The sequence below is a fragment of the Streptomyces sp. BK239 genome (assembly GCF_004217285.1).
Taxonomy (GTDB): Bacteria; Actinomycetota; Actinomycetes; order Streptomycetales; family Streptomycetaceae; genus Streptomyces.
In genome coordinates this window covers 264,521-290,742 of record NZ_SHKS01000001.1, presented here as the reverse complement: position 1 = coordinate 290,742, position 26,222 = coordinate 264,521, and the positions used below count along the sequence as shown (strand labels likewise).

The 26,222-nt window shown below is 72.2% G+C and carries 19 protein-coding genes; 6 read left to right on the top strand and 13 right to left on the bottom strand.

The genetic code is table 11. The features are described 5' to 3' along the window. Positions 1 to 15 precede the first annotated feature (15 nt). The 8 genes from EV567_RS01285 to iolC form a co-directional block, all read right to left on the bottom strand. Positions 16 to 1,536, bottom strand: coding sequence for a VWA domain-containing protein (locus EV567_RS01285; RefSeq protein WP_130436696.1), 1,521 nt, complete (start codon positions 1,534 to 1,536; stop codon positions 16 to 18). A 147-nt stretch (positions 1,537 to 1,683) separates the two neighbouring features. Beyond that, positions 1,684 to 2,556: an ABC transporter permease gene (locus tag EV567_RS01280; RefSeq protein WP_130436695.1), complete on the bottom strand. Its 873-nt coding sequence runs from the start codon at positions 2,554 to 2,556 to the stop codon at positions 1,684 to 1,686. A 2-nt stretch (positions 2,557 to 2,558) separates the two neighbouring features. Beyond that, positions 2,559 to 5,201, bottom strand: coding sequence for a CocE/NonD family hydrolase (locus EV567_RS01275; protein WP_130436694.1), 2,643 nt, complete (start codon positions 5,199 to 5,201; stop codon positions 2,559 to 2,561). A 132-nt stretch (positions 5,202 to 5,333) separates the two neighbouring features. Further along, entirely contained in the window at positions 5,334 to 6,836 is a 1,503-nt protein-coding gene (mmsA, locus tag EV567_RS01270; RefSeq protein ID WP_130436693.1) for a CoA-acylating methylmalonate-semialdehyde dehydrogenase, read from the bottom strand. 14 nt (positions 6,837 to 6,850) lie between these two features. After that, the gene (iolD, locus tag EV567_RS01265; RefSeq protein WP_130436692.1) at positions 6,851 to 8,728 is read right to left on the bottom strand and encodes a 3D-(3,5/4)-trihydroxycyclohexane-1,2-dione acylhydrolase (decyclizing); all 1,878 of its coding nucleotides are present in this window, start codon (positions 8,726 to 8,728) and stop codon (positions 6,851 to 6,853) included. Next, positions 8,725 to 9,546: a 5-deoxy-glucuronate isomerase gene (gene iolB / locus EV567_RS01260; RefSeq protein WP_130436691.1), complete on the bottom strand. Its 822-nt coding sequence runs from the start codon at positions 9,544 to 9,546 to the stop codon at positions 8,725 to 8,727. Before iolB ends, iolD begins: the two co-directional genes overlap by 4 nt. A 7-nt stretch (positions 9,547 to 9,553) precedes the next feature. After that, the gene (locus EV567_RS01255) at positions 9,554 to 10,414 is read right to left on the bottom strand and encodes a deoxyribose-phosphate aldolase (protein WP_130437523.1); all 861 of its coding nucleotides are present in this window, start codon (positions 10,412 to 10,414) and stop codon (positions 9,554 to 9,556) included. A 113-nt stretch (positions 10,415 to 10,527) separates the two neighbouring features. After that, positions 10,528 to 11,478: a 5-dehydro-2-deoxygluconokinase gene (gene iolC / locus EV567_RS01250; RefSeq protein ID WP_130436690.1), complete on the bottom strand. Its 951-nt coding sequence runs from the start codon at positions 11,476 to 11,478 to the stop codon at positions 10,528 to 10,530. A gap of 186 nt (positions 11,479 to 11,664) precedes the next feature. On the opposite strand from iolC, the gene EV567_RS01245 reads away from it, so the two are divergent. The 3 genes from EV567_RS01245 (at position 11,665) to EV567_RS01235 (ending at position 13,880) form a co-directional block, all read left to right on the top strand. Next, positions 11,665 to 12,603, top strand: coding sequence for a sugar phosphate isomerase/epimerase (locus EV567_RS01245; protein ID WP_130436689.1), 939 nt, complete (start codon positions 11,665 to 11,667; stop codon positions 12,601 to 12,603). Positions 12,604 to 13,063: 460 nt separating this feature from the next. Beyond that, complete coding sequence (locus EV567_RS01240; RefSeq protein WP_130436688.1) at positions 13,064 to 13,264, top strand: AlpA family transcriptional regulator; 201 nt, start codon at positions 13,064 to 13,066, stop codon at positions 13,262 to 13,264. 52 nt (positions 13,265 to 13,316) lie between these two features. Beyond that, positions 13,317 to 13,880: a GNAT family N-acetyltransferase gene (locus tag EV567_RS01235; RefSeq protein ID WP_207228646.1), complete on the top strand. Its 564-nt coding sequence runs from the start codon at positions 13,317 to 13,319 to the stop codon at positions 13,878 to 13,880. Here the strand turns inward: EV567_RS01235 and EV567_RS01230 are convergent. Together EV567_RS01230 and EV567_RS01225 are read right to left on the bottom strand one after the other, a co-directional pair. Further along, positions 13,861 to 14,901, bottom strand: coding sequence for a zinc-dependent alcohol dehydrogenase family protein (locus tag EV567_RS01230; RefSeq protein ID WP_130436687.1), 1,041 nt, complete (start codon positions 14,899 to 14,901; stop codon positions 13,861 to 13,863). The two genes, EV567_RS01235 and EV567_RS01230, sit on opposite strands and share 20 nt — an antisense overlap. A gap of 101 nt (positions 14,902 to 15,002) precedes the next feature. Further along, positions 15,003 to 17,237 carry an MMPL family transporter gene (locus EV567_RS01225; RefSeq protein WP_130436686.1) on the bottom strand — a complete coding sequence of 745 codons (2,235 nt, stop codon included), beginning with the start codon at positions 17,235 to 17,237 and terminating at the stop codon, positions 15,003 to 15,005. A 261-nt stretch (positions 17,238 to 17,498) separates the two neighbouring features. Here EV567_RS01225 and EV567_RS01220 point away from each other — a divergent pair, with 261 nt between their 5' ends. The 3 genes from EV567_RS01220 (at position 17,499) to EV567_RS01210 (ending at position 21,009) form a co-directional block, all read left to right on the top strand. Then, positions 17,499 to 18,182: a TetR/AcrR family transcriptional regulator gene (locus tag EV567_RS01220; protein WP_242620637.1), complete on the top strand. Its 684-nt coding sequence runs from the start codon at positions 17,499 to 17,501 to the stop codon at positions 18,180 to 18,182. Between the two features lie 127 nt (positions 18,183 to 18,309). Next, positions 18,310 to 18,549 (top strand): heavy-metal-associated domain-containing protein, encoded by a 240-nt coding sequence (locus tag EV567_RS01215; protein ID WP_130436684.1) that lies wholly within the window; start codon positions 18,310 to 18,312, stop codon positions 18,547 to 18,549. Positions 18,550 to 18,732: 183 nt separating this feature from the next. Next, positions 18,733 to 21,009, top strand: coding sequence for a cation-translocating P-type ATPase (locus EV567_RS01210; protein ID WP_130436683.1), 2,277 nt, complete (start codon positions 18,733 to 18,735; stop codon positions 21,007 to 21,009). Between the two features lie 949 nt (positions 21,010 to 21,958). Here the strand turns inward: EV567_RS01210 and EV567_RS01205 are convergent. The 3 genes from EV567_RS01205 to EV567_RS01195 form a co-directional block, all read right to left on the bottom strand. Continuing rightward, positions 21,959 to 23,257, bottom strand: coding sequence for a citrate synthase (locus tag EV567_RS01205; RefSeq protein WP_130436682.1), 1,299 nt, complete (start codon positions 23,255 to 23,257; stop codon positions 21,959 to 21,961). A 262-nt stretch (positions 23,258 to 23,519) separates the two neighbouring features. Beyond that, entirely contained in the window at positions 23,520 to 25,775 is a 2,256-nt protein-coding gene (locus EV567_RS01200; protein WP_130436681.1) for an ATP-dependent RecD-like DNA helicase, read from the bottom strand. Positions 25,776 to 25,836: 61 nt separating this feature from the next. Continuing rightward, on the bottom strand, positions 25,837 to 26,160 hold the full coding sequence (locus EV567_RS01195; RefSeq protein ID WP_130436680.1) for a hypothetical protein: 324 nt from the start codon (positions 26,158 to 26,160) through the stop codon (positions 25,837 to 25,839). Positions 26,161 to 26,222 lie beyond the last annotated feature (62 nt).

Sequence of the window (26,222 nt, the reverse complement as noted above, 5' to 3'; positions counted from 1 at the left end):
CCGGAAGGCGTCGCCTCAGCCGCGGAGCCGGCTCGCCTCGCCGATCGCCTTGGCGAGGGCCCGTACTTCCTCGTCCTCCGTCTTCCTCGCGAGGCCGTCGGCGCTCTCCTTCAGCCGGCTCAAGGGCGGGGAGTCCGGCAAGGCACCGCTCCCGCCGACTCCTTGGCGCAGGAGGTCGGCGAAGTAGGCTGCGGTGGCGGTGACTTGGAAGCGGGTGGGGGCGTCGGCCAGGGAGTCGTGCAGGGCGGCGGTCTCCAGGCGGCCCGAGGTCTCGTGCGGGGCGCGGGTGGCGGGGTCGAGCCAGCGGACGGTGGCCGTGGCGAGGCGGCCCCGCGCGCCCGGCGCAGTGCGGACGGCGTAGAGGGCGGTGACCGTGTGGCCGGGTCCGACCTCGCCGCCGTCGACACGGTCGTCGCGGAAGTCCTCGTCGGCGACCCGGCGGTCGTCGTAGCCGACGAGCCGGAACTCCTCGACCGTGTGCGGGTCGAAGGCGACCTGCGCCTTGGCGTCACGGGCGGTGAGGTCCACGTTCCGCGGGAGTTGCCCGGCGAAGACCTTCTCGGCGTCCTTCTCGTCCGACACGTAGACGGTGTGGCCGTCGCCCTTGTCGGCGAGGCGTTCCATGAGGGCGTCGCCGTAGTCGCTGCCGACGCCGACGCCGAAGAGCGTGACGCCGTGCTCGCGGCGGGCCGTCGAGACGCGTTCCAGGATGGAATCGGCGTCGGTGTCACCGGTGTTGGCGAGGGCGTCGGAGACGAGGACGACCCGGTTGGTGGCGCCCTCGCGCAGACCCTCGACCGCGGTGGCGTAGCCGGTCTCGACGCCCGCGCCGAGGTCGGTCGAGTCGGCGGGCTCCAGGCTGTCGATGGCGTCGTGCACGCGGGCGCGGTCGCCCGCGTCGCCGAGCCGGGTCATCGGCAGGACGGTCTCGGCCTCCTCGCTGAAGGTGACGAGGGCGACGGAGTCGTCGTCGCGCAGGCGGTCGGTCATGGTGCCGAGGGCCCGCTGGGCGAGGTCGAGGCGTCCGGGTTCGGCCATCGAACCGGAGACGTCGATGACGAAGGTGAGGGCGGCGGGCGGGCGTTCGCCCGTGCTGCTCGCGGTGCGGGTGGCCAGGCCGACACGGACCAGGGACCAGTCGTCCTCGCCGGTGCGGGCGCCGTCGACGGTCACGGAGAAGCCGTCGCCGTCGGGGCGTTCGTAGTCCTGGCGGAAGCTGTTGACGAACTCCTCCGGGCGGATCGTCGACGGCTCGGGCAGGTGGCCGTCGGCGAGGGCGCGGCGCGCGTAGCCGTAGGAGGCGGTGTCGACGTCGAGGGCGAAGGTGGACAGGCGGCCGGCGGACGGGTCGTCTCCCCGGGCGGCGCCGTCGCCCTCCGGGCGGGGCGCGCTCGGGGCCGGGAAGCCGCCTTCGTGGTCGGCCCGTTGGGCGCCGCCCCCGTCCGGGGCGCCCGAGCCGCCCGCGGCGCAGCCGGTGAGCAGCGCCAGCGCGGCGGCCGCGCCGGCGATCAGTCGTCGCGTCCGATGGTGGTCCATCTCCCGTGCCCCCTTGGTCCGTTGACCTCGCCGTACGTGACTGTGACGGCACGGGGGCCCGGAACGTGCGTCACGGGGCGTTGCGGAAGGGTCTCGAAGAGGGCACGGCGGACACCCGTCGAGACCGGCGGGTGATCTTCCGTTGACCTAGGAGACGACGTCCTTGCGGGCGAAACCCCTGAAGGCCAGGGCGAACAGCACGAGCGCGTACGTTATCGACAGGGACATGCCCTGGATCATGTCGGTCCAGTCGAGCTGGGGCCGTACGGCGTCGAGCCAGGCGTACTGCCAGTGCGCGGGCAGGAAGTGGCGCCAGTCGCCGAGGGCCGTCACCTCGTCGAGGACGTTGCCGACGATGGTCAGTCCGACCGCGCCGCCGACCGCGCCGAGCGGGGCGTCGGTCTTGGTGGAGAGCCAGAACGCGAGGGCGGCGGTGACCAGTTGGGACACGAAGATGTACGCCACGGTGACGGCCAGGCGCTGGGCGGCGGTGCCCGCGGGCATCGAGCCGCCGGTGGGCAGTTCCAGCGGGCCCCAGCCGTAGGCGGCCGTGCCGACGGCGAGGGCGACCACGGGCAGCAGCACCATCGCCACCAGGCTGAGGCCGAGCCCGACGACGAGCTTGGACCACAGCAGGCGGGCGCGGGGCACGGGCGCGGCGAGCAGGTAGCGCAGCGAGGACCAGCCGGCCTCGGAGGCGACGGTGTCGCCGCAGAACAGCGCGACGGGGATGACCAGCAGGAAGCCCGCCGCGGCGAAGAGGTTCACCGCGGCGAAGTTGGTGCCGGACAGCGTCGCCGTGTCCATCAGGTTGACGCGGTTGTTTCCGGAGCCGGGGTCGCCGCCCACCTGGAAGGCGACGAGCAGCACGAACGGCAGGGCGAACAGGACGCCGCCCATGACCATGGTGCGGCGCCGCTTGAGCTGGCGGACCAGTTCGACCCGGAGGGGCAGAGTGCGCCCGGCGCGGTAGCCGTCGGCGACCTCGACGGGCTCGGCGCGGTCGGTCACCGTGCTCATCTTCAGTCTCCGATCAGGGTGAGGAAGGCGTCTTCGAGGCGGCGGTGCGGGCCGACCGACTCCACCGGCACCTCCAGGCGCACGAGTTCGGCGACCAGGCCCGACGCGCTGCCGCCGGCGTCCAGGCGGACCAGCAGTCCGGCGTCGGCGCGGACGGCCGAGGCCACGCCGGGCAGCGCGGCGACCTTGTCGACGACCGGGTCGTCCACCGGCGTCGCCGTGCCGACGAGGAGGGTGTCGCCGGAGCCGACGATCTCGGCGACCGGGCCGGCCTGGACGAGCCGCCCATGGTCCATGACGACCAGGTGCGTGCAGGACTGCTCCACCTCGGACAGAAGATGGCTGGAGACGATCACCGTGCGGCCGGCCGCCGCGTAGCGGATCATCACCTCGCGCATCTCGCGGATCTGGGGCGGGTCGAGTCCGTTGGTCGGCTCGTCGAGGATGAGCAGGTCGGGCAGGCCCAGCATCGCCTGGGCGATGGCGAGGCGCTGGCGCATGCCCTGGGAGTACGTGCGCACCGCGCGGGCGAGGGCGTCGCCGAGGCCCGCGATCTCCAGGGCCTCCTCCAGGTGGGCGTCCTGCGGTGGGCGGCCGGTGGCCCGCCAGTACAGGTCGAGGTTCTCGCGGCCGGTGAGGTGCGGGAGGAAGCCCGCGCCCTCGACGAACGCGCCGACCCGGGACAGGACCGGCGCGCCGGGCGCGATGGCGTGCCCGAAGACGCGGATCTCGCCGCCGTCCGGCCTGATCAGCCCCATCAGCATGCGCAGGGTGGTCGTCTTGCCGGCGCCGTTGGGGCCGAGCAGTCCCAGCACCTGGCCCTTCTCCACGCGGAAGGACAGGTCCTTGACGGCGTAGCGGTCGGCCGCCTTGGCGTACCGCTTGCTCAGGCCGGTGATCTGGAGGGGCACGTCGGCCAGCGCGGGGTCCGCCGGGGCGGGCGCGGCGGTGCGGCGGCGGGCGGTCAGCAGCAGGGCGAGGGCGACGCCCGCGCCGGCGAGCGGAAGCCACCACACCCATGCGGGCAGCGCGGGCGGGACGTCGGAGCGGCTGAGGGCGGTCGGCACCGTCAGGTCGCTCTTCAGGGAGACGGTGTACGTCGCCGGGGCCGCCGGGGAGGCGTAGCCGAGGTCGGTGGAGGCGAGGACGAGGCGCAGGCGGTGGCCGTCGTCCACCTCGTGGTCGATCGCGGGCAGGGTGAGCGTGACGTCCTTGCCGGCCTTGGCGCCCGTGACGCGGACGGGCTGCACCAGCTGGGACGGCAGCACCTGCTGCCGCTGACCGCCGGGGCCGACGTCGTACACCTTGGCGAAGAGCACGGCGTCGTCGGCCGTCGACCTCACGTGGACGGTGACCTCGGGCGAGCCGGTGATGCGGACGTCGTCGCGGAAGGGCGCCGACTCGAAGGCGGCGAACTGGCCGGGGAAGTCGAGGGAGACGCCCACGCCGAGGGAGGACAGCTGGGAGAGGCCGCTGCCCGCGCCGAGGCCGGGCAGAGCCGACACGGCGGGCGGGGAGGCGCCGGCCGGGTTGTCGACGCGCTGTTCGCGTCCGCTGAGCGGGACCGGGCGGGGCTTGCCGTCAAGGCCGGGGTAACTGTCGGCGCTCACGCCGCGCAGACGCGGTTCGCCGTCGCCGGTGCCGGTGCCGGTGCCGAGGGTGCGGGTGACGCGGAAGGCGGGGCCGGTGTCGGCGCTTCGGTCGTCCTTGAGGTACCGGTCGAACCAGTCGGTGACGCGGGCCTGGACGCGCCCGCTCTCCATGTCCCCGCCGTCGTGACCGCCCGCGATCCAGTCGACGTCGACGGGGGCGCCGTTGGCCTTGATCGCCTTCGCGGCGGCGTCGGACTGGGCGAGCGTGAAGAGGGAGTCGGTCTGCCCCTGGAAGAGGAGGGTGGGCACCTTGACGCGATCGCCGACGGCGGACGGCGAACGCGCTTCGAGCAGTCGGCGTGCGGCCTCGTCCGGGACGCCGGACTCGGCGACCCGCTGGTACATCGCGCACAGCGCGGGCTCGAACCGGTCGCACCCCCCACCGCTGTTGAAGAACACGCCGGCCCACAGCTTCTTGAACACGCCGTCGGGGAACAGGGCGTCGGCGAGGTTCCAGTAGGTGATCGACGGGGCGATGGCGTCGACCCGGCGGTCGTGTCCGGCGGCCAGCAGCGAGACGGCGCCGCCGTAGGAACCGCCGGCCATGCCGACGCGGGGGTCGCCCGCCTTGTCGAGCCGCACCTGCGGCTGCTTCGCCAGCCAGTCGATCAGCTTCGAGACGTCGGCGACCTCGGCCTTCGGGTCGTTGAGCCCGATCCGCCCGGTGGACGTGCCGAACCCGCGCGCGGACCAGGTCAGCACGGCGTACCCGTCCCGCGCGAGATCCTCGGCCTGCCGCCGCACGTCGTCCTTGCTGCCCCCGAAGCCGTGCGCGAGCAGCACTGCGGGCCGGCGGCCGTCGCCGCCGGCGGTGAAGTACGAGGTGTCGAGCCGGACTCCGCCGCCCATGTCCATGACCTGCTCGGCCCGCCGCACCTTCGGCGGGTCGTCGTCGGCGACGGCCGTCCAGGTCCCCGCACCGACGAGCACGACGACGGCGGCAGCGGCGCCGACGAGCGCACGCCGGGACCGCCCGAGCAGTCGAAGATCCATGCTTCAACGGTACGGGGTCAACCTGTCGGAGAGTTGTCACCCGAAGACCGAGGCCGGGTGCTCCTGAAGGCGGACACGGCTGCCCCGGCATACCGCGGACGCGGTATGCCGGGGCAGCCGTGCGGTCGGGCGTCAGTGGTTGCGGGGGAAGCCCAGGTCGACGCCCGCCGGGGCGTCGGCCGGGTCGGGCCAGCGGGTGGTGACGACCTTGCCCCGGGTGTAGAAGTGGGTGCCGTCGTTGCCGTAGATGTGGTGGTCCCCGAAGAGGGAGTCCTTCCAGCCGCCGAAGCTGTGGTAGCCGACGGGGACCGGGATCGGGACGTTGACGCCGACCATGCCGGCCTCGACCTCCAGCTGGAAGCGGCGGGCCGCGCCGCCGTCGCGGGTGAAGATCGCGGTGCCGTTGCCGAAGGGGGAGCTGTTGATCAGCGCGACGCCCTCCTCGTAGGTGTCGACGCGCAGGACGCACAGCACCGGGCCGAAGATCTCGTCCTGGTAGGCCTTCGCCGACGTGGGCACCTTGTCGAGGAGCGAGATGCCGATCCAGTGGCCGTCCTCGTGGCCCTCCACCGTGAATCCGGTGCCGTCGAGGACCACCTCCGAGCCCTCGGCCGCCGCGCCCGTGACGTAGGACGCCACCTTGTCGCGGTGGGCCGCGGTGATCAGGGGGCCCATCTCCGACGTGGGGTCGTTGCCTGGGCCGATCTTGATCTTCTCGGCGCGTTCGCGGATCTTCTCGACCAGTTCGTCGCCGACGGCGCCGACGGCGACGACCGCGGAGATCGCCATGCAGCGCTCGCCCGCCGAGCCGTACGCGGCGGACACCGCGGCGTCGGCCGCCGCGTCGAGGTCCGCGTCCGGCAGCACCAGCATGTGGTTCTTCGCGCCGCCGAGAGCCTGGACGCGCTTGCCGTTCGCGGAGGCGGTGGTGTGGATGTAGCGGGCGATCGGGGTGGAGCCGACGAAGGAGACCGCCTTGACGTCCGGGTGCTCCAGGAGGCGGTCGACGGCCACCTTGTCGCCGTGGACGACGTTGAAGACGCCGTCGGGCAGCCCGGCCTCCGACAGCAGCTCGGCGAGCTTCAGCGACGCCGACGGGTCCTTCTCGCTCGGCTTCAGCACGAAGGTGTTGCCGGTCGCGATGGCGATCGGGAACATCCACATCGGGACCATTGCCGGGAAGTTGAACGGCGTGATGCCGGCGACCACGCCCAGCGGCTGGCGGATCGAGGAGACGTCCACGCGGCTCGCGACCTGCGTCGACAGCTCGCCCTTCAGCTGCACGCTGATGCCGCACGCCAGGTCGACGATCTCCAGGCCGCGGGCGACCTCGCCCAGCGCGTCGGAGTGCACCTTGCCGTGCTCGGCGGTGATCAGCTCCGCGATCTCGTCGCGGTGCTCGTCCAGCAGCGCGCGGAACTTGAACAGGATCGACGTGCGCTGCGCCAGCGAGGACTGGCCCCAGGTGGCGTAGGCGTCCTTGGCGGCGGCGACGGCGGCGTCCACCTCGTCCACCGTCGCGAACGCGACCTTCGTGGTGACCGCGCCGGTGGCCGGGTCGGTGACCGGCCCGTACGTACCCGACGCGCCTTCGACGGTCTTGCCGCCGATCCAGTGGTTGACGATCTTCGTCATGACCGAGTGCTCCTTCACAGATGGCGGCGTCGGGTTGAGACGTGCCGTTCGTACAGCTCACGGGCCTTGACCGCCGACGGGCGGGTCGCGGTCTCGGCCACGGGTACATCCCACCAGGCCTGCGCCGGGGGCGGGCCCGACACTGTGTCTGCCGTTCGGGTCTCGACGTAGACACAAGTGGGAGTGTCGGCGGCGCGCGCCTCGGCGAGCGCCTCGCGCAGGTCGTGGACGGTCTTCGCCCGCAGCACCCGCATGCCCAGGCTGGCCACGTTCGCGGCCAGGTCGACGGGCAGCGGCGCGCCGGTGAACGTGCCGTCGTCGGAGGTGAACCGGTACGCGGTGCCGAACCGCTCACCGCCCACCGACTCCGACAGACCGCCGATCGAGGCGTATCCGTGGTTCTGCACGAGGATCATCTTGATCGCGATCCCCTCCTGCACCGCCGTGACGATCTCCGTCGGCATCATCAGGTACGTGCCGTCGCCGACCAGCGCCCAGACGTTGCGCTCGGGAGCCGCGAGCTTCACACCGATCGCGGCGGGGATCTCGTAGCCCATGCAGGAGTAGCCGTACTCCAGGTGGTACTGGTCCCGTGAGCGCGCCCGCCACAGTTTGTGCAGGTCGCCGGGGAGCGAACCGGCCGCGTTGATGATCACGTCCGACTCGTCGACGAGGGCGTCCAGCGCGCCGAGCACCTGCGGCTGCGTCGGGCGTACGTCCGGCTCCTCGGCCTCGTAGCAGGCGTCGACGCGCTGCTCCCAGCGCTCCTTGTCCTCGGTGTACTGGGTGACGTACTCCTCCGCGACCCGGTGGCCGTGCGTGAGCAGCGCCGCGGTCAGCTCCTCGAGGCCGCTGCGGGCGTCCGCGACCAGCGGGAGTCCGGAGAGCTTGTGACCGTCGTAGGGGGCGATGTTGAGGTTGAGGAAGCGGACGCCGTCGGCGGCGAAGAGGGTGTTGGAGGCGGTGGTGAAGTCGCTGTACCGGGTGCCCACGCCGATGACCAGGTCGGCGGTGCGGGCCAGTTCGTCGGCGGTCGCGGTGCCGGTGTGGCCGACGCCGCCGACGTCCTGCGGGTGGTCGTGGCGCAGGGAGCCCTTGCCGGCCTGGGTGGAGGCGACCGGGATGCCGGTGGCGCCGGCGAACTCGGCGAGGGCCTCCTCGGCGCGGCTGTGGTGGACGCCGCCGCCCGCGACGAGCAGCGGCCGCCGGGCCGACCTGATCGCGCGGACCGCCTCGGCGAGTTCGGCCGGATCGGCCCCCGGGCGACGTACGGCCCAGGTGCGCTCGGCGAAGAACTCCTCCGGCCAGTCGTAGGCCTCGGCCTGGACGTCCTGGGGCAGGGCGAGGGTCACCGCGCCCGTCTCCACGGGGTCGGTGAGCACGCGCATCGCCTGGAGGGCGGCCGGGATCAGGGCCTCGGGGCGGGTGATCCGGTCGAAGTACCTGGACACCGGCCGCAGGCAGTCGTTGACGGACACATCGCCCGCGTAGGGCACTTCGAGCTGCTGGAGCACCGGGTCCGCGGGCCGCGTGGCGAAGACGTCGCCGGGCAGGAGGAGCACCGGGAGGTGGTTGATCGTGGCGAGCGCGGCGCCGGTGACCAGATTGGTCGCGCCGGGGCCGATGGACGTCGTCACGGCGTGCGTGGACAGCCGGCCCGACTGGCGGGCGTAACCGACGGCCGCGTGGACCATCGACTGCTCGTTGCGCCCCTGGTGGAAGGGCATGTCGTCGGCGTACTCGACGAGCGCCTGGCCGAGGCCTGCGACGTTTCCGTGGCCGAAGATGCCCCAGGTCGCGCCGATCAGCCGCTGCCGTACGCCGTCGCGCTCGGTGCGCTGCGCGGCGAGGAAGCGCACCAGCGCCTGGGCCACGGTGAGCCTGGTGGTCATCGGTAACCCCCTTCTACGTGGTCCGGGTGGAAGCAGATCCGCCACTCCCGGGTCTCGCCCGGACCCGCCATGACGTTCAGGTAGTACATGGCGTGGCCGGGCTGGGCGATCGACGGGCCGTGCCATCCGTCGGGGACGAGGACGGCGTCGCCGGAGCGGACCTCGGCGAGGACGTCGGCGCCGCCCTCCCGCGAGGGGGACACCCGCTGGTAGCCGAAGCCGCCGGGGCCGTCGATCTCGAAGTAGTAGATCTCCTCGAGCTCCGCCTCCTCGCCCGGCCGGTGCTCGTCGTGCTTGTGCGGCGGGTACGAGGACCAGTGGCCGCCGGGGGTGACGACCTCGACGGCGATCAGCTTGTCGCAGTCGAAGGCGTCGGCGGAGGCGAAGTTGCGCACCAGACGGGCGCAGTCGCCGCTGCCGCGCTCTTCGACGGGGACCTCCGGCGCGGGGCCGTAGCGGGCGGGGAGTCGTCGCTCGCACTTCGCTCCTGCCAGGGCGAAGCGGCCTCCCGCGCCGGAGGCGATCTGGACCCGGGCGTCGCGGGGAACGTACGCGAAGTCGGAGACCGACGCGAACACGCTTTCCCTGCCCAGGAGTTGGAACTCGTTCTGGTCCGTTCGCACCGTACATCCGCCTTCGAGGGGGAGGACGATCCACTCGCTGTCGCCCGTGTCGAAGTCGTGGCGGCCGTCCGGCTCCAACTCGACGATCCGCAGACCGCTGTGGGTCCAGCCGGCCCGCTCGGGGTCGATGGCGAGGGAGTAAGTGCCGTCAGCCGTCGTGCCCTTGGGGACGTACAGGTCTTCGTGCTTGGTCATGCCACCCTCACAGCAGTCCTACGGCGGTGTCCACGGCGGCGGCGACGTCCCCGTCCGCCGGGTACAGCAGGGAACGGCCGACGACCAGCCCCCGGACGGTGGGCAGTCGCAGCGCCCCCCGCCACTTCTCGTACGCGGCCTCCTGGTCCTCGACGGAGCCGCCGACCTCGCCGCCGAGGAGCACGGCGGGGAGGGTGGAGGTCTCCATGACCTCGGCCATGTCGTCGGGGTTGTCGGTGACCGGCACCTTCAGCCAGGTGTAGGCCGAACTGCCGCCCAGGCCCGAGGCGATGGCGATGGACTTGGTGACGGCCTCGGGCGAGAGGTCGTTCCTCAGCGTGCCGTCGGGGGTGCGGCGGCTGATGAACGGCTCGACGAACAGGGGCAGTCGGCGGGCCGCCATGTCGTCGATCGCGCGGGCCGTGGCCTCAAGGGTGGTGAGGGAGCCCGGGTCGTCGTAGTCGATGCGCAGCAGCAGTTTGCCCGCGTCGAAGTTGAGGCGCTCGATGTCCTCGGCGCGGTGGCCGGTGAAGCGGTCGTCGAGCTCGAAGACCGCGCCCTGCAGGCCGCCCCGGTTCATCGAGCCCATGACGACCTTGCCATCGAGGGCGCCGAGGAGGAGCAGGTCGTCGAGGATGTCGGCGGTCGCGAGGACGCCGTCGACGCCGGGGCGGCTCAGTGCGAGACACAGGCGTTCGAGCAGGTCGGCGCGGTTGGCCATGGCGAGCCTGTCGCCGCCCGCGCTGAGCGCGCCGCGGGCCGGATGGTCGGCGGCGACGATCATCAGCCGGCCCGAGTCGGCGACCAGCGGGCGGCGGGGGCGGCGGGCGGCCGCCTCGGCGATCGCCTCGGGGTGGTGGGTGCGCAGCCGGACGAGCTCGGAGACGTCGACCTTGGGGAGGGGCGTGGTGGCGGGGCTGCTGTCGTGGTGGGCCGGGGTTCGGGGCGCCGGCGGGGCGGCTTCTTCCCTGTGGTCCGCCCTCACCGCACCGCTCCGGCGGTGAGCGCGGCCTCGACCTCGGCCGGGGTCGGCATCGCGGAGGAGCACTCCAGGCGGGAGGCGACGATGGCGCCGGCGGCGTTGGCGTGCCGCATGGTCGTCTCCAGGTCCCAGCCGGCGAGCAGCCCGCGGCACAGGGAGCCGCCGAAGGCGTCGCCCGCGCCGAGGCCGTTCAGGACGTCGACGGGCAGCGGCGGCACCTCGGCCGACTCGCCGTGGCTGTTGACGGCGAGCACGCCCTTGGGCCCCTGCTTGACGACGGCCAATTCCACGCCGGCGTCCAGCAGTGCCCGCGCCGCCGCGTGCGGTTCGCGCACCCCGGTGGCGATCTCCACCTCGTCCAGGTTGCCGACGGCGACCGTGGTGTGTTTGAGGGCCTCGGCGTAGAAGGGGCGGGCCGCGTCGGGGTCGGTCCAGAACATGGGGCGCCAGTCGAGGTCGAACACCGTGGTGCCGGCCTTGGCGCGGTGCGCGAGGGCCGCCAGCGTCGCCGTGCGGCTGGGCTCCTCGCTCAGGCCGGTGCCGGTGACCCAGAAGACACGGGCGTCGCGGACGGCGTCCAGGTCGAGCTCGTGGGCGTCGATCTCCAGGTCGGGCGCCTTGGGCCGGCGGTAGAAGTAGAGCGGGAAGTCGTCCGGCGGGAAGATTTCGCAGAAGGTCAGCGGCGTCGCGAGCCCGGGGACCGAGGTGACCCAGCGGTCGTCGACGCCGAAACCGCGCAGCGCCTCGTGCAGGTAGACGCCGAAGGGGTCGTCGCCGGTGCGGGTGATCACCGCGGTGTCCAGGCCGAGGCGGGCCGCGGCGACGGCGACGTTCGCGGCCGAGCCGCCGAGGAACTTCCCGAAGGACGTGACCTGCGGGAGCGGCACGCCCGTCTGCAGCGGGTACAGGTCCACCCCGATCCGCCCCATAGTGATCAGGTCGTACGCCATCGAGTTCCCTTCGTGTCGGCCCACACCCGTGTCGGCCCTCACCCGTGCGGGTGCGTCGCCGGATGCGCCGCCGTGTCGGCTCTCCACGGCTTTCTAGTCCCGCACGGTGCGCCCTGTCAATGTTTTGTCCAGACATTCGGACCAGGCCCTTGACACCCCTGACGGCGAGACTTCACGCTGACGGCCATGACGTCGTTGTCACCTCAGCCCTCGCCCCAGTCCCCCGCTCCCGGCGCGTCCCGCATCCGGATCGGTTCGGCCCCCGACAGCTGGGGCGTCTGGTTCCCGGACGACCCGCAGCAGGTGCCCTGGCGGCGCTTCCTCGACGAGGTCGCGCAGTCCGGCTACGAATGGATCGAGCTGGGCCCCTACGGGTACCTGCCGACCGACCCGGCCGTCCTCGGCGAGGAGACCGCCAAGCGTGGCCTGAAGGTGTCGGCCGGCACGGTCTTCACCGGGCTGCACCACGGCGAGGCCGTCTGGGAGAAGACCTGGGCGCACGTCGCGGACAACGCGGTGCTCGCACAGGCCATGGGCGCCTCCCACCTGGTCGTCATCCCGTCCTTCTGGCGGGACGACAAGACCGGCGAGGTGCTGGAGCCGGACACGCTGACGCCCGAGCAGTGGCGCAACCTGACCTCGCTGACCGAGCGGCTGGGCAAGGAGGTGCGGGAGCGGTACGGGTTGCGGATCGTCGTCCACCCGCACGCCGACACCCACATCGACAGCGAGGAGAACGTCGTCCGCTTCCTCGACGGCACCGACTCCGACCTGGTGTCCCTCTGCCTCGACACCGGGCACTACGCGTACTGCGGCGGCGACAGCGTCAAGCTGATCGAGACCTACGGGGAGCGGATCGGCTACCTGCACCTCAAGCAGGTGGACCCGGAGATCCTCGCGGACGTGCGGGCGAAGGGCACGCCGTTCGGCCCCGCCGTCGCGCAGGGCGTGATGTGCGAGCCGCCGTCCGGGGTGCCGGCGCTGGGTCCCGTGCTGGAGGCGGCGCGGAAGCTGGACGTCGACCTGTTCGCGATCGTCGAGCAGGACATGTACCCCTGCGAGCCGGACACCCCGCTGCCGATCGCTCAGCGGACCCGGGCGTTCCTGCGGTCTTGCGGGGCCTGAGGGGGCCTCCGGCGGTTGTGCGGGGCGCGTCGGGTTGCGAGTGGGGCGGGTTGTCGGGCGGGTGCGGGTTGGCCGGGGCTTGTCGCGCAGTTCCCCGCGCCCCTCAGGGGCAACTTCCGCGCCCCTCGTCAGGCGGGTGCGGGTTGTCTGTGGTTTGTCGCGCAATTCCCCGCGCCCCTCAGGGGGGCACCTTCCGCGCCCATCATCGGGCGGGTGCGGGTTGTTCGGGGCTTGTCGCGCGGTTGCCCGCGCCCCTCAGGGGCGCCTTCCGCGCCCTCTGTTACAAAGTCACGCATGTCCGCGTTTGACGGGTGGGGTGTCACAGGCCGCCCACAGCCGTAGCCGCACCGTCACCGTGTGTCGTTGGGCGGGCGATGGCTTGGTGATCGTCAGTGCAGTGCCGGGCTCCCCCGGGTGGCCTTCCGGCCGCCGCCCCGGCGCGCGCAGGGAGGTGCGGCCCATGACCGACCGACGGCTGTGGTCCTACAAGGAGATCGCGGCGCACATCAGCGTGCAGCCCGACACCGTGCGGTCCTACCGCAAACACGGGCTGCTGCCCGCGCCCGACCATGTGGAGGGCGGTAAACCGTTCTGGTACGCGGACACCGTCCGGGCCTGGGTCGCGTCCCGGCCCGGCAACCGCGGTCGCGGCCAGGGCTGACAGCGGAAAAAGCGTTCTGTGCCCCGCCTCCGGGTGGGGCACAGTGCTGCCCATGGACTTCACCGTCAAGCCGACTCTCACCGGCGAGAAGACCGTCCTGCGGCCCTTCACCGAGGCCGACGCGGAGACCATGTGGGAGATCATCGGCGACCCCGAGGTGGTCCGTTTCACCTTCCCGGCGAGCGGCGACCTCACCCTGGACCGCGTGCGTTCCTGGTACGCGACCCGCTCCGCCCAGCCCGACCGGCTCGACCTCGCCGTCACCGACCGCGCGAGCGGCCTCCTCGTCGGCGAGGTCGTCCTGCACGACTGGGACCCGGACGCCCGCGCCTGCACCTTCCGCACGCTGATCGGGCCCGAGGGGCGCGGCCGGGGTCTCGGCACCGAGGCGACCCGGCTCATCGTCGGGCACGCCTTCGAGCGACTGGGTCTGCACCGGGTGCAGTTGGAGCTGTACGGCGACAACGCGCGCGCCCGGCGGGTCTACGAGAAGGTCGGCTTCACGGTCGAGGGCGTGCGGCGGGAAGCCGCGTTCCGGGGCGGGAAGTGGGTGGACGAGGTGCTGATGGCGCTCCTGGACCGGGAGTGGGCCGCCCTCACCGCCACGGCTCGATGACCGTCACTCCCGCTCCCGGCGCCGCGCCCAGCGCGGCCAGCGCCTTCGGTACGGCGTCCAGCGCGATCGTCGACGTCACCAGCAGGTCGGGGCGCAGCACGCCGGCCCGGACCAGTTCCAGCATCTCCGGGTAGGCGTGGGCGGCCATGCCGTGGCTGCCGAGGAGTTCCAGCTCCAGGGCGACGGCTCGGGCCAGCGGGACGGGGGTCGTGCCGTCCGGCGAGGGCAGCAGGCCGACCTGGACGTGCCGGCCGCGGCGGCGCAGGCCGTTCACCGACGCGGCGCAGGTGGCGGGCGAGCCGAGCGCGTCCAGGGAGAGGTGGGCGCCGCCGGTCAGCTCGCGGATCGCGGACGCGGTGTCCGGTGTCTCCCGCGCGTCCAGGCACACGGTCGCGCCGAACCGCCGCGCCAGTTCCAGGGCCTGCGGGGAGACGTCCACGGCGACCGTCCTCGCCCCGCAGGCCGCGGCGATCATCACCGCCGACAGACCCACTCCGCCGCAGCCGTGCACGGCGACCCACTCCCCCGCCGCCACCCGGCCCTGCCGCACGACCGCCCGGAACGCGGTCGCGAACCGGCAGCCGAGCGAGGCCGCGGTGGCGTAGGACAGCTCGTCGGGGATCGCGACCAGGTTCACGTCGGCGTGGTCCAGGGCCACGTACTGGGCGAAGGAGCCCCAGTGGGTGAAGCCGGGCTGGGTCTGGCGCTCGCACACCTGGTGGTCGCCCGCCGCGCAGGACGGGCAGGCGCCGCAGCCGCACACGAACGGCACGGTCACCCGGTCCCCGGGGCGCCGGCGGGTGACCTGGTCGCCCACCTCTTCGACGACTCCTGCGAGTTCATGACCGGGGACGTGCGGCAAGGTGATGTCGGGATCGTGGCCCATCCAGCCGTGCCAGTCGCTGCGGCACAGGCCGGTGGCCTCCACGCGCACGACCACTCCGTGCGGGGCGGGCCTAGGGTCGGCCACCTCCCGCACCTCGGCCGGCTCGCCGTACCGCTCGAACACCACAGCCCGCATGCGCCCTCACCCTCACCTTCGCCGTCGCCCTGGCCGTCCGCGGCACTTGGGACCACCGGGCTCGCCCCGGACCACCGGGACCACAGGGACCACCGCGAACGCTAGCCTCGCGCCCCCACGGTGTCGTGCTCGGGTGAGGTCTCGGCGGCCGGGGCCGGGCCTCCTCCCTCGCTGACTCCGAAGCGGGCGTGGAACCGGCGCAGGGGGGCCGGCGCCCACCAGGTGGCCCTGCCGGTGAGCCGCATGATCGCCGGCACCAGGAGGCTGCGGACGACCATCGCGTCCATCAGGACGGCCAGCGCGATGCCCAGGCCGAGCATCTTGGTGTTGGTCACGCGCGAGGTGCCTATCGCGACCATCACCACGGCCAGGATGACGGCCGCCGCGGTGATCAGACCGCCCGTGCGCTGGAGGCCCAGGCGGACCGCCCCTTCGTGGTCCCCGGTGTGGTCGTACTCCTCCTTGATCCGCGAGAGCAGGAAGACGCCGTAGTCCATGGAGAGGCCGAAGGCGACGCAGAACATCAGGACGGGCAGGGTCGTCTCGATGGAACCGGGGCTGGTGAAGCCCAGGAGGCCGGAGAGGTGGCCGTCCTGGAAGACCCAGACCACCGCGCCGAACATCGCCGTCAGGCTGAGCGCGTTGAGCAGGACCGCCTGGACCGGTATGAGCACGCTGCCCGTGAGCAGGAAGACCAGCAGCAGGGTGACGATCGCGATGACGGCCAGCGCCCAGGGGAGCCGCTCGGCGATCGCGTGCTTGGAGTCGACCAGGACGGCCGCCGTGCCGGTCACCTTGGCGTCGAAGGGTGCGTCGAGCGCGCGCAGGTCGCCGACCAGGCGCTGGGCGGAGTCGCCCACGGCCTCGCCCTCGGGCTGCACCGTGAAGTAGGCGGTGTCGCCCTTCACCAACGGGCCGTCCACCCGGGCCACTTCAGGCAGGGCGGCGACGCGCTGCCCGTACTCCGCGTACTGGGACGCGCTCGCCCTGCCCTCGGCGAGGACTTCCAGCGCGCCGCCGGGGCTGCCCGGGAAGCCGTCCCGGATGTGCTGCTGCACGACGTGGGACTCGGCGGATGCGGGCAGCTGACGGTCGTCGGCGGTGCCGAATCGGACGCCCAGGAAGGGCAGGCCGAGGAGGACGAGGACGGCTGTGGTCGCCAGGGCGAAGAAGGGGGCGCGGCGCATCACCAGCGTCGCCGTGCGCGCCCAGGCCGTGCCGCTCTCCCGGCCGGTCCCGCCCACGGGCTCCGCTGCCCGCCCGCCCCTGCGGAACAGGCGGCGCAGGTCCAGGGCGTCGACGCGGTGGCCGAGCAGGATGAGGGCGGCCGGCAGCAGGATCAGGGCCGCCGCGGCGGCCAGCAGCACGACCGCGATGCCCGCGTAGGCGAAGGAGCGCAGGAAGTACTGGGGGAAGACGAGCATCGCCGCGAGGGACACCGCGACCGTGAGCGCGGAGAACAGCACGGTGCGGCCCGCCGTGCGCAGCGTGGTGGCGATGGCCGTCGGCGGCTCGGCGCCGGTGGCGAGCTCCTCCCGGAAGCGGCGGACGATGAACAGGGCGTAGTCGATGGCGAGTCCGAGGCCGAGGGCCGTGGTGAGGTTCATCGCGAAGATGGAGACGTCGGTGAACTCCGCGAGGCCGCTGAGAACCGCGTTGGTGCCCAGGATGGCGACGATGCCGATGCCGAGCGGGAGCAGGGCGGCGACCGCGCTGCCGAAGACCATCACCAGCAGCACCAGGGTGATCGGCAGGGCGATGATCTCGGCGCGGAGGAGGTCCTCCTGGATGGTCGTCTGCATCTCGTGCCGCACGGCGACCATGCCGCCGAGCGTGACCTTCACCGGGCCGTGCGCGCCCCGGTAGGTGGGGGCGATGCGTTCGAGGGTCTCGCCCGTGGTCTTCTCGTCACCGGTGAGCCGGGCGGCGATCAGCGCCTCATGGCCGTCCTCGGCGCGCAGGGCGGGGGCCCGGTCGGCCGGCGCCTGCCAGTAGGAGCCCACGCCGACGACGCCCTTCTCGGCGGCCAGCCGCTTCACCAGCCGGCCGGCTTCGGCGGCGACCGCCGGATCGTCGACCGAGGCCCGGCCGGTGTCGACGAGCAGCAGCAGGTTCGGCTGGGAGTCGGGGAACTCGCGCTCCAGGGCCTCGGTCGCGTACGTGGACTGCGCGGCCGGGTCCTGCCAGCCGCCGCTGCCGAGCCGGTCGGCGACTCCGCTGCCGGCCAGCACCGCGAGGGCGGTGAGCACCAGCGCGGCGAGCAGGGTCAGCCGGGGGCGCGCGATCACGCGCCGCGTCCAGCCCCCGACGCGCGGCGGGCCGTCGACTTCGGTCATCGTGCGGTGCCCCTTCACCTTGACTCCCCCTACCGGACTCACTGAACGCGCCGCGACCCGGACACACCGAACGCGCCGGACGCGCCGCGACCGCGGAGCGCGTCACGCCCCGACGGCCGCGGACAGGCAGCATGGATCTGCCACAGCCACAGGCACAGCCATAGACTGGCGAACACGAGACGTCGCTCGCGTTTCACCGGATCCAGAATGCGAGCGCCCGCTCGTGTTTGTCAATCGTGTTCGGAGAACTGGGGAAAACGCGTGCCCGAGACCGCGCCAGACACCGCGCCCGAGACCGCGCCCGACGCCGCCGGGAGCCAGGAGAAGGAGCAGCCGCGCCGCCGCCAGGCCCGCGGTGAGCGCCGTATCGCCCAGCTCCTGGAGGCCGCCGCGTCCGTCTTCTGCACCACCGGCTACACGGCCGCCAGCACCAACGCCATCGCCCGCGAGGCCGGCGTCTCCCCGGGGACGCTCTACCAGTTCTTCCCCAACAAGGAAGCGATCGCGATCGAGCTGGGCGGCCGGCTCATGCACGAGATGCGCGAGACCTACGGCGAGGCGCTCGCCCCGGTCGACCCCGCGACCCCGCTGGAGGAGGCCGTCGGCGCCGCCGTCGACCGGTTCATCGCCTTCAACTGCGAGCACCCGGTGTTCTTCGCCCTGATGCACGGCCCCGACATCCCGGGCCGCGTGGCCGAGCAGCACGACGCGCTGCACACCACGCTGCTCTCCCGGATCGAGGACCTCCTCGCCTCGCTCCTGCCCGACACGCCGCCCGCCGCCCTCACCCGCACCGCCCACATGTGCCTCGGCATCTACAAGTCGGGACTGGAACTGGTCCTCGGCCACGAGGGCGCCGAGCGGGACGCGTACGTCGAGGAGCTGAAGAACGTCCTCGTCCGCTACCTGCGACCACTGATGGACGACCGCCCCGGTCAGGGCTGACGACACCCCCCGCCTCACTCCGCCCGGGGCCGGGGTTCCTTGGATAAATACCCCCTAGGGGTATAGTCTCGTAAGCGGAGGCTCCCACAGGCCCCCTCAGTCCCACGCCCCGACGAGGAGTAACGACATGACCGCCCACACCGACACTCCGGGCTCCGTCACCACCGTCTTCAAGGTGAGCGGCATGAGCTGCGGCCACTGCGAGGGCGCCGTCTCCGGCGAGATCTCGGAGCTTCCGGGCGTCAGCTCGGTACAGGCCGTCGCCTCCAGCGGCGAGGTCACCGTCGTCTCCACCGAGCCGCTGGACGAGGAGGCCGTGCGCGCCGCCGTCGACGAGGCGGGCTTCGAACTGGTCGGCCGCGCCTGAGACGCCCCTCGCCGGGCACCCGTTCCCACGGCGCCCGCCCCCGGGCGCCACACCCCGAGCGCCCTTGAGCTCATCGAGCTCCGCGGGCCGCCTCGGGCGCTCCGCCCTCACCCTCCCCCGCATCGGGCCGTACCGACCGCGTCGCCGGGTCCGTACGGCCCGTTCGCTCTCAGGAGTACGGACATGTCCAGCACCACAGCCACAGGGACCCCGATAGCCGGCGCCGCCACCCTGACCGACGCGGGCGGCACCACCGAGGTCGAGCTGCTCATCGGCGGGATGACCTGCGCCTCCTGCGCGGCCCGCGTGGAGAAGAAGCTCAACCGCATGGACGGCGTCACCGCCACGGTCAACTACGCCACGGAGAAGGCGAAGATCTCCTACCCCGCCGGGACCGAGGTCGCCGACCTGATCGCCACCGTCGTGAAGACCGGGTACACCGCCGAGGAGCCCGCGCCCCCCGCCCCGGACCCCGAACAGGCGGAGGAGGCCCCGGCCGACCTCGAACTGGCCGCGCTGCGCGGCCGGCTCGTCGTCTCCGCCCTCCTCGCCGCGCCCGTCGTGCTGCTCGCGATGGTCCCGGCGCTGCAGTTCGAGAACTGGCAGTGGCTGTCGCTGACCCTGGCCTCGCCCGTGGTCGTGTGGGGCGCCCTGCCGTTCCACCGGTCGGCGTGGACGAACCTTCGGCACGGCGCCTCCACCATGGACACGCTCGTCTCCGTCGGCACGCTTGCCGCGTTCGGCTGGTCGCTGTGGGCGCTGTTCTTCGGCGACGCGGGCATGCACGGCATGCGGCACTCCTTCGAGCTGACCGTCTCGCGGACGGACGGCGCGTCGGCGATCTATCTGGAGGTCGCCGCCGGGGTCACCGCTTTCATCCTCCTCGGCCACTACCTGGAGGCCCGATCCAAGCGCCGCGCGGGAGCGGCGCTGCGGGCGCTGATGGAGCTGGGCGCCAAGGACGTCGCCGTGCTGCGGGACGGGCGCGAGGTGCGGATCCCGGTGGACCGGCTGGCCGTAGGGGACCGGTTCGTCGTACGGCCCGGAGAGAAGATCGCCACCGACGGGACCGTCGTCGAGGGCGTGTCCGCGGTGGACGCGTCGATGCTGACCGGCGAGTCGGTCCCGGTGGACGTCGGACCGGGCGACGTCGTCACCGGCGCCACCGTCAACGCCGGCGGGCGGCTCGTCGTGGAGGCCTCCCGGATCGGCGCCGACACCCGGCTCGCGCGGATGACGCGGCTGGTCGAGGACGCGCAGAACGGCAAGGCCGAGGTGCAGCGGCTGGCCGACCGGGTCGCCGGGGTCTTCGTCCCGGTGGTGCTGCTGATCGCGGCGGCGACCTTCGGCGCGTGGATCGCGCTCACCGGGGACACCGCGGCCGCGTTCACGGCGGCGGTCGCGGTGCTGATCATCGCCTGCCCGTGCGCCCTGGGGCTCGCCACGCCCACCGCGCTGCTGGTGGGGACGGGACGCGGCGCCCAGCTGGGCATCCTCATCAAGGGGCCGGAGGTCCTGGAAAGCACGCGGCGCGTGGACACCGTGGTCCTCGACAAGACGGGCACGGTGACCACCGGCCGGATGACCCTCCACGAGGTGTACGCGGCCGAGGGCGTCGACGAGAAGCAGGTGCTGCGGCTCGCGGGCGCCCTGGAGCACGCCTCCGAGCACCCGGTCGCCCGCGCGGTGGCCGCGGGCGCGGAGGAACGGGCCGGCCGGCTGCCCGTGGCCGAGCACTTCGAGAACGTGCCCGGGCGTGGCGTACGCGGGCGCGTGGAAGGCCACGAGGTGGCCGTGGGGCGGCTCGCCGAGCACGCCGGGAGTCTCCCGGCGGAGCTGGCCCGCGCCAAGGACGAGGCCGAGCGGGGCGGACGCACCGCGGTCGTCGTCGGCTGGGACGGGGCCCCGCGCGGGGTGCTCGCGGTCGCCGACGCGGTCAAGGAGACCAGCGCGGAAGCGGTACGGCGGCTGCGCGCGCTGGGGCTCACGCCGGTGCTGCTGACCGGCGACAACCGGGCGGTGGCCGAGGCGGTGGCCGCGCGGGTCGGGATCGACGAGGTGGTGGCCGAGGTGCTGCCGGAGGAGAAGGTCGCCGTCGTCGAGCGGCTGCAAGGCGAGGGACGGGTCGTCGCGATGGTCGGCGACGGCGTCAACGACGCGGCGGCGCTCGCCACGGCCGATCTGGGCCTGGCCATGGGGACGGGCACGGACGCGGCGATCGAGGCGGGCGACCTGACCCTGGTCCGCGGCGACCTGCGGATCGCCGCGGACGCCATCCGGCTCTCCCGGCGGACCCTGGCCACGATCAAGGGGAACCTGGTGTGGGCCTTCGGCTACAACGTGGCCGCGCTGCCGCTGGCCGCGGCGGGGCTGCTGAACCCGATGCTGGCGGGGGCGGCGATGGCCTTCTCGTCGGTGTTCGTGGTGACGAACAGCCTGCGGCTGCGGACGTTCCGCTGACGCGGTCCGGGGCGGCCACGCAAGTTACCTACGGTTAGGCCAACCCGAAACAACAGTCCCCCTGGAGTCCGGCGCGAGCCTCACATAAGCTCTTCACAAGGCTCGCGCATCATCCTTACGCTTGGGCCTCGGTCGCTGTATCCGGGCTCTTGCGCATCTTTCAGGACATATGCAAGAGACACAGATCACAGTGATGCGAACGTAACCATCGAAGGGGTTCGAAGGTCTAAGTTGACGATGTCAGCAAGCGTCTTGGGGGGCGCGACCTGACATCTGGGGATGTCTTGGGGGACTTCCTCAGAGATGCGTTGCCGGGGCACGCACACCGGGAAGCTTTGAGCGGCCCTCCCAGCGTGCGTTGTCCCGGCAGACCGCACACGGCAGGAGTACGGCGAGTTCTGCTCGTTCTGCTCAACTCCCGCCGGCACGACAACCGCATATCGGCATCAGCGATTCAGGCGCTGTGTCCTCACAAGCGCCCGGCCGGATCCCGTGGGGGGAATCCGCACCGGGACATGGGAAGGCGCCCTGGTCGTCGGCCCGTGGGGGGACCGGCGCACCAGGGCGCCTTCTGTATGCGCCGACACGCAAAGGAGCCGCCCTGACGGACGGCTCCTGTTTCACTCCGGTTCGGCAGCCCACCGGGGGCCCAGGGAACTGCGCGCCGAGCCACGACGGCACAGCCAGGCGCTTCCGTACGCCAACACGCCGCAGGGGCCACCCTCACGGACAGCCCCTGCTTCTCACGATCACAGCACCGTCGACACTTCAGCGCGGCCGAGGCGGGACGAAGTCCACTCCGGTCCGGCAACGCCCTGAGGGGCGCGGGGAACTGCGCGACCAGCCACGACGGTGCCGCAGACGATCGACGGCAGGCCACGCGCCACTTCCGGCCGGAGACCGCTGCACCCGCGGCCCACCGAACCCTCCGCACTCAGCCCCGCAGGGCTCAGCGCTCCTCGACCGGGACGAAGTCCCGCTCCACCACACCGGTGTAGATCTGGCGCGGGCGGCCGATGCGGGAGCCGGGCTCCTTGATCATCTCGTGCCACTGGGCGATCCAGCCCGGGAGGCGGCCCAGGGCGAACAGGACCGTGAACATCTCGGTCGGGAAGCCCATGGCCCGGTAGATCAGACCGGTGTAGAAGTCGACGTTCGGGTAAAGGCTGCGCGAGACGAAGTAGTCGTCGGAGAGCGCGTGCTCCTCCAGCTTCAGCGCGATGTCCAGCAGCTCGTCGGACTTGCCGAGGGCGGACAGCACGTCGTGCGCGGCGGCCTTGATGATCTTGGCGCGCGGGTCGAAGTTCTTGTAGACCCGGTGGCCGAAGCCCATCAGGCGGACGCCGTCCTCCTTGTTCTTCACCTTGCGGATGAAGGTGTCGACGTCGCCGCCGGAGTCGCGGATGCCCTCCAGCATCTCCAGCACCGACTGGTTGGCGCCGCCGTGCAGCGGGCCCCAGAGCGCGTTGATGCCGGCGGAGATCGAGGCGAACATGTTCGCCTGCGAGGAGCCGACCAGGCGGACCGTGGAGGTCGAACAGTTCTGCTCGTGGTCGGCGTGCAGGATGAGCAGCTTGTCCAGGGCGGAGACGACGACCGGGTCGAGCTCGTACTCCTGCGCGGGGACCGAGAAGGTCATGCGCAGGAAGTTCTCGACGTAGCCGAGGTCGTTGCGCGGGTAGACGAACGGGTGACCGATCGACTTCTTGTACGCGTACGCGGCGATCGTCGGGAGCTTGGCGAGCAGCCGGATGGTCGAGAGGTTGCGCTGCTTCTCGTCGAACGGGTTGTGGCTGTCCTGGTAGAACGTGGACAGCGCGGAGACCACCGAGGACAGCATGGCCATCGGGTGGGCGTCGCGCGGGAAGCCGCGGTAGAAGTTCTTGACGTCCTCGTGCAGCAGGGTGTGCTGCGTGATGTCGTTCTTGAACAGGGAGAGCTCGTCGACGGTCGGCAGCTCACCGTTGATCAGCAGGTAGGCCACCTCCAGGAAGGTGGAGCGCTCGGCCAGCTGCTCGATCGGGTAGCCGCGGTACCGCAGGATGCCGGCTTCGCCGTCGAGGTAGGTGACGGCGGATTTATAGGCGGCGGTGTTGCCGTATCCGCTGTCCAGGGTCACCAGACCGGTCTGGGCGCGGAGCTTCCCGATGTCGAAGCCCTTGTCGCCGACGGTGCTGTCGATCACCGGGTAGGTGTACTCGCCGTCGCCGTACCGCAGTACTACAGCGTTGTTGGTGTGCTCGCTCACGTCATCCCTCACCGACGTTGTGCCTCTTCTTCGAGGTTGCCCTGACTGTCTCTACCATCCCCCATTTGGCGCACGAGAGTGCACTCGGGGTCGACCATTGGGCTTGCCGACGGCACTCAGTGCCGCCAACTTGCTCATCCTGCCGTCTGCGTCACGCTTGCGGAAGTGCTCTGTGACCTTCACGACTCATTTGATCGATCATTTTTGACCGGGCCTCCGCCGAGGCCTCGGCAAGGGCTTGCCGGGGGGCTCGGAGGCGAGGTCAGGAGCCCGCGAGACGGAAGTCGAGCGCCGTGCAGCGCCGCCCCGCCGACACCGTGCGCACGGCCTGGCCGATCGCCTTGCGCGAACCGACGAGGACGACCAGCCGCTTGGCCCGGGTCACCGCCGTGTACAGCAGGTTCCGCTGCAGCATCATCCATGCTCCGGTGGTGACGGGGATCACCACGGCGGGATATTCACTTCCCTGTGAACGGTGGATGGTGACCGCGTACGCGTGGGCCAGTTCGTCCAGTTCGTCGAACTCGTACGGCACCTCCTCGTCCTCGTCCGTCACCACCGTGAGGCGCTGGTCGACCGGGTCGAGCGCGGTGACCACGCCCACCGTGCCGTTGAAGACACCGTTCTCCCCCTTCTCGTAATTGTTGCGGATCTGGGTGACCTTGTCGCCGACGCGAAAGACCCGGCCGCCGAACCGCTTCTCGGGGACGTCGGGGCGGCCCGGGGTGATGGCCTGCTGGAGCAGGCCGTTGAGGGCGCCGGCGCCGGCGGGACCGCGGTGCATGGGGGCCAGGACCTGCACGTCCCGGCGCGGGTCGAGCCCGAACCTGGCCGGGACGCGGCGGGCGGCCACGTCCACGGTGAGCCGGCCGGCCTCCTCCGTATCATCCTCGACGAAGAGGAAGAAGTCCTTCATGCCGTCGGTGACCGGATGCCGCCCGGCGTTGATCCGGTGAGCGTTGGTCACCACGCCGGACTGCTGGGCCTGGCGGAACACGCGCGTGAGGCGCACGGCGGGCACGGGACCGCCCTCGGCGAGCAGATCGCGCAGCACCTCGCCCGCGCCGACGCTGGGCAACTGGTCGACGTCGCCGACGAAGAGCAGGTGCGCGCCCGGCGGGACGGCCTTCACGAGCTTGTTGGCGAGCAGCAGGTCCAGCATCGAGGCCTCGTCGACGACCACCAGGTCGGCGTCGAGCGGGCGGTCGCGGTCGTAGGCGGCGTCGCCGCCGGGCTTGAGCTCCAGCAGGCGGTGGACGGTGGAGGCCTCGGCGCCGGTCAACTCGGCCAGCCGCTTGGCGGCGCGGCCCGTCGGGGCGGCGAGCACGACCTTCGCCTTCTTCGCGCGGGCCAGCTCCACGACCGAGCGGACGGTGAAGGACTTGCCGCAGCCGGGGCCGCCGGTGAGCACGGCGACCTTCTCGGTGAGCGCCAGCCTGACGGCGGCCTCCTGCTCGGGAGCGAGGTCGGCCCCGGTACGGCCCTTGAGCCACGCCAGCGCCTTGTCCCAGTCCACCTCGCCGAAGGCCGGCATCCGGTCCTCGCCGGTGCGCAGCAGGCGTGACAGCTGGGCGGAGAGGGAGAGTTCGGCACGGTGGAACGGGACGAGGTAGACGGCGGTGACCTCTTCGCCGCCGTCCGGGCCGGGCACCTTCTCGCGTACGACGCCGGGTTCACCGGATTCCTCGTCCGGCCGGGACAACTCGGCGAGGCACTCGATGACCAGCCCGGTGTCGACCTGGAGGAGCTTGACCGCGTCGGCGATGAGCCGTTCCTCGGGCAGATAGCAGTGGCCCTGGTCGGCGGACTGCGAAAGGGCGTACTGCAGGCCCGCCTTGACGCGCTCGGGGCTGTCGTGCGGGATGCCGACCGACTGGGCGATCTTGTCGGCGGTGAGGAAGCCGATGCCCCAGACGTCGGCGGCCAGCCGGTAGGGGTGGTTCTTCACGACGGAGATCGAGGCGTCGCCGTACTTCTTGTAGATGCGCACCGCGATGGAGGTGGAGACCTCGACGGTCTGGAGGAAGAGCATGACCTCCTTGATCGCCTTCTGCTCCTCCCATGCGTCGGCGATCTTCCTGGTGCGCTTGGGGCCGAGCCCCGGCACCTCGACGAGGCGCTTCGGCTCCTCCTCGATGATCCTGAGCGTGTCGGTGCCGAAGTGCTGGGTGATGCGGTCGGCGAACACCGGACCGATGCCTTTGACCAGGCCGGATCCCAGGTAGCGGCGGATGCCCTGGACGGTGGCGGGCAGGACGGTCGTGTAGTTCTCGACGGTGAACTGCTTGCCGTACTGCGGGTGGGAGCCCCAGCGGCCCTCCATGCGCAGGGACTCCCCCACCTGCGCGCCGAGCAGAGCCCCGACGACCGTGAGGAGGTCGCCGGCTCCCCGGCCGGTGTCCACGCGCGCGACCGTGTAGCCGTTCTCCTCGTTGGCGTACGTGATGCGTTCGAGCACGCCTTCGAGCGTGGCCGTGCGCCGCTCTCCCGCCTGGGAGGCCCCCGCCTGATCGGACATGCTCCGACGGTACCGCCCGGCACCGACAGGGCGGGCCGCCCGCCGGCGCCGGGCGGCCGGGTCAGTTCTCCGTGATCGTCACACAGGTGCCGACCACGTACCCGGTGACGCCGCTTCTCGTGACCTTCACCCAGCGCTTGCTGACGATGTCGCACTTCTCGTACGAGGCGCTGCCGTAGTACATGGTGCAGGAGGCGGACGCGCTCTGGCCCTTGTTGAGCTGGGCGAGAGCCGTGCCGCCGGTGCTCGTCGTGGACCGGATGACCACCGTCTCCAGGGCCTTGGCCGTGCACCCCGCCGCGGCCGCCGGACCGGCGACGACGAACGAGGTCCCGACCAGGCCGGCGGCGCCCACGGCCACACCGAGTATCCGAGCTGCGCGCATAGCTGATTGCTCCCCTGTGGATTGGCGCGGGCATGCCACCCGCGTCGGACAGGGGCAGCCTA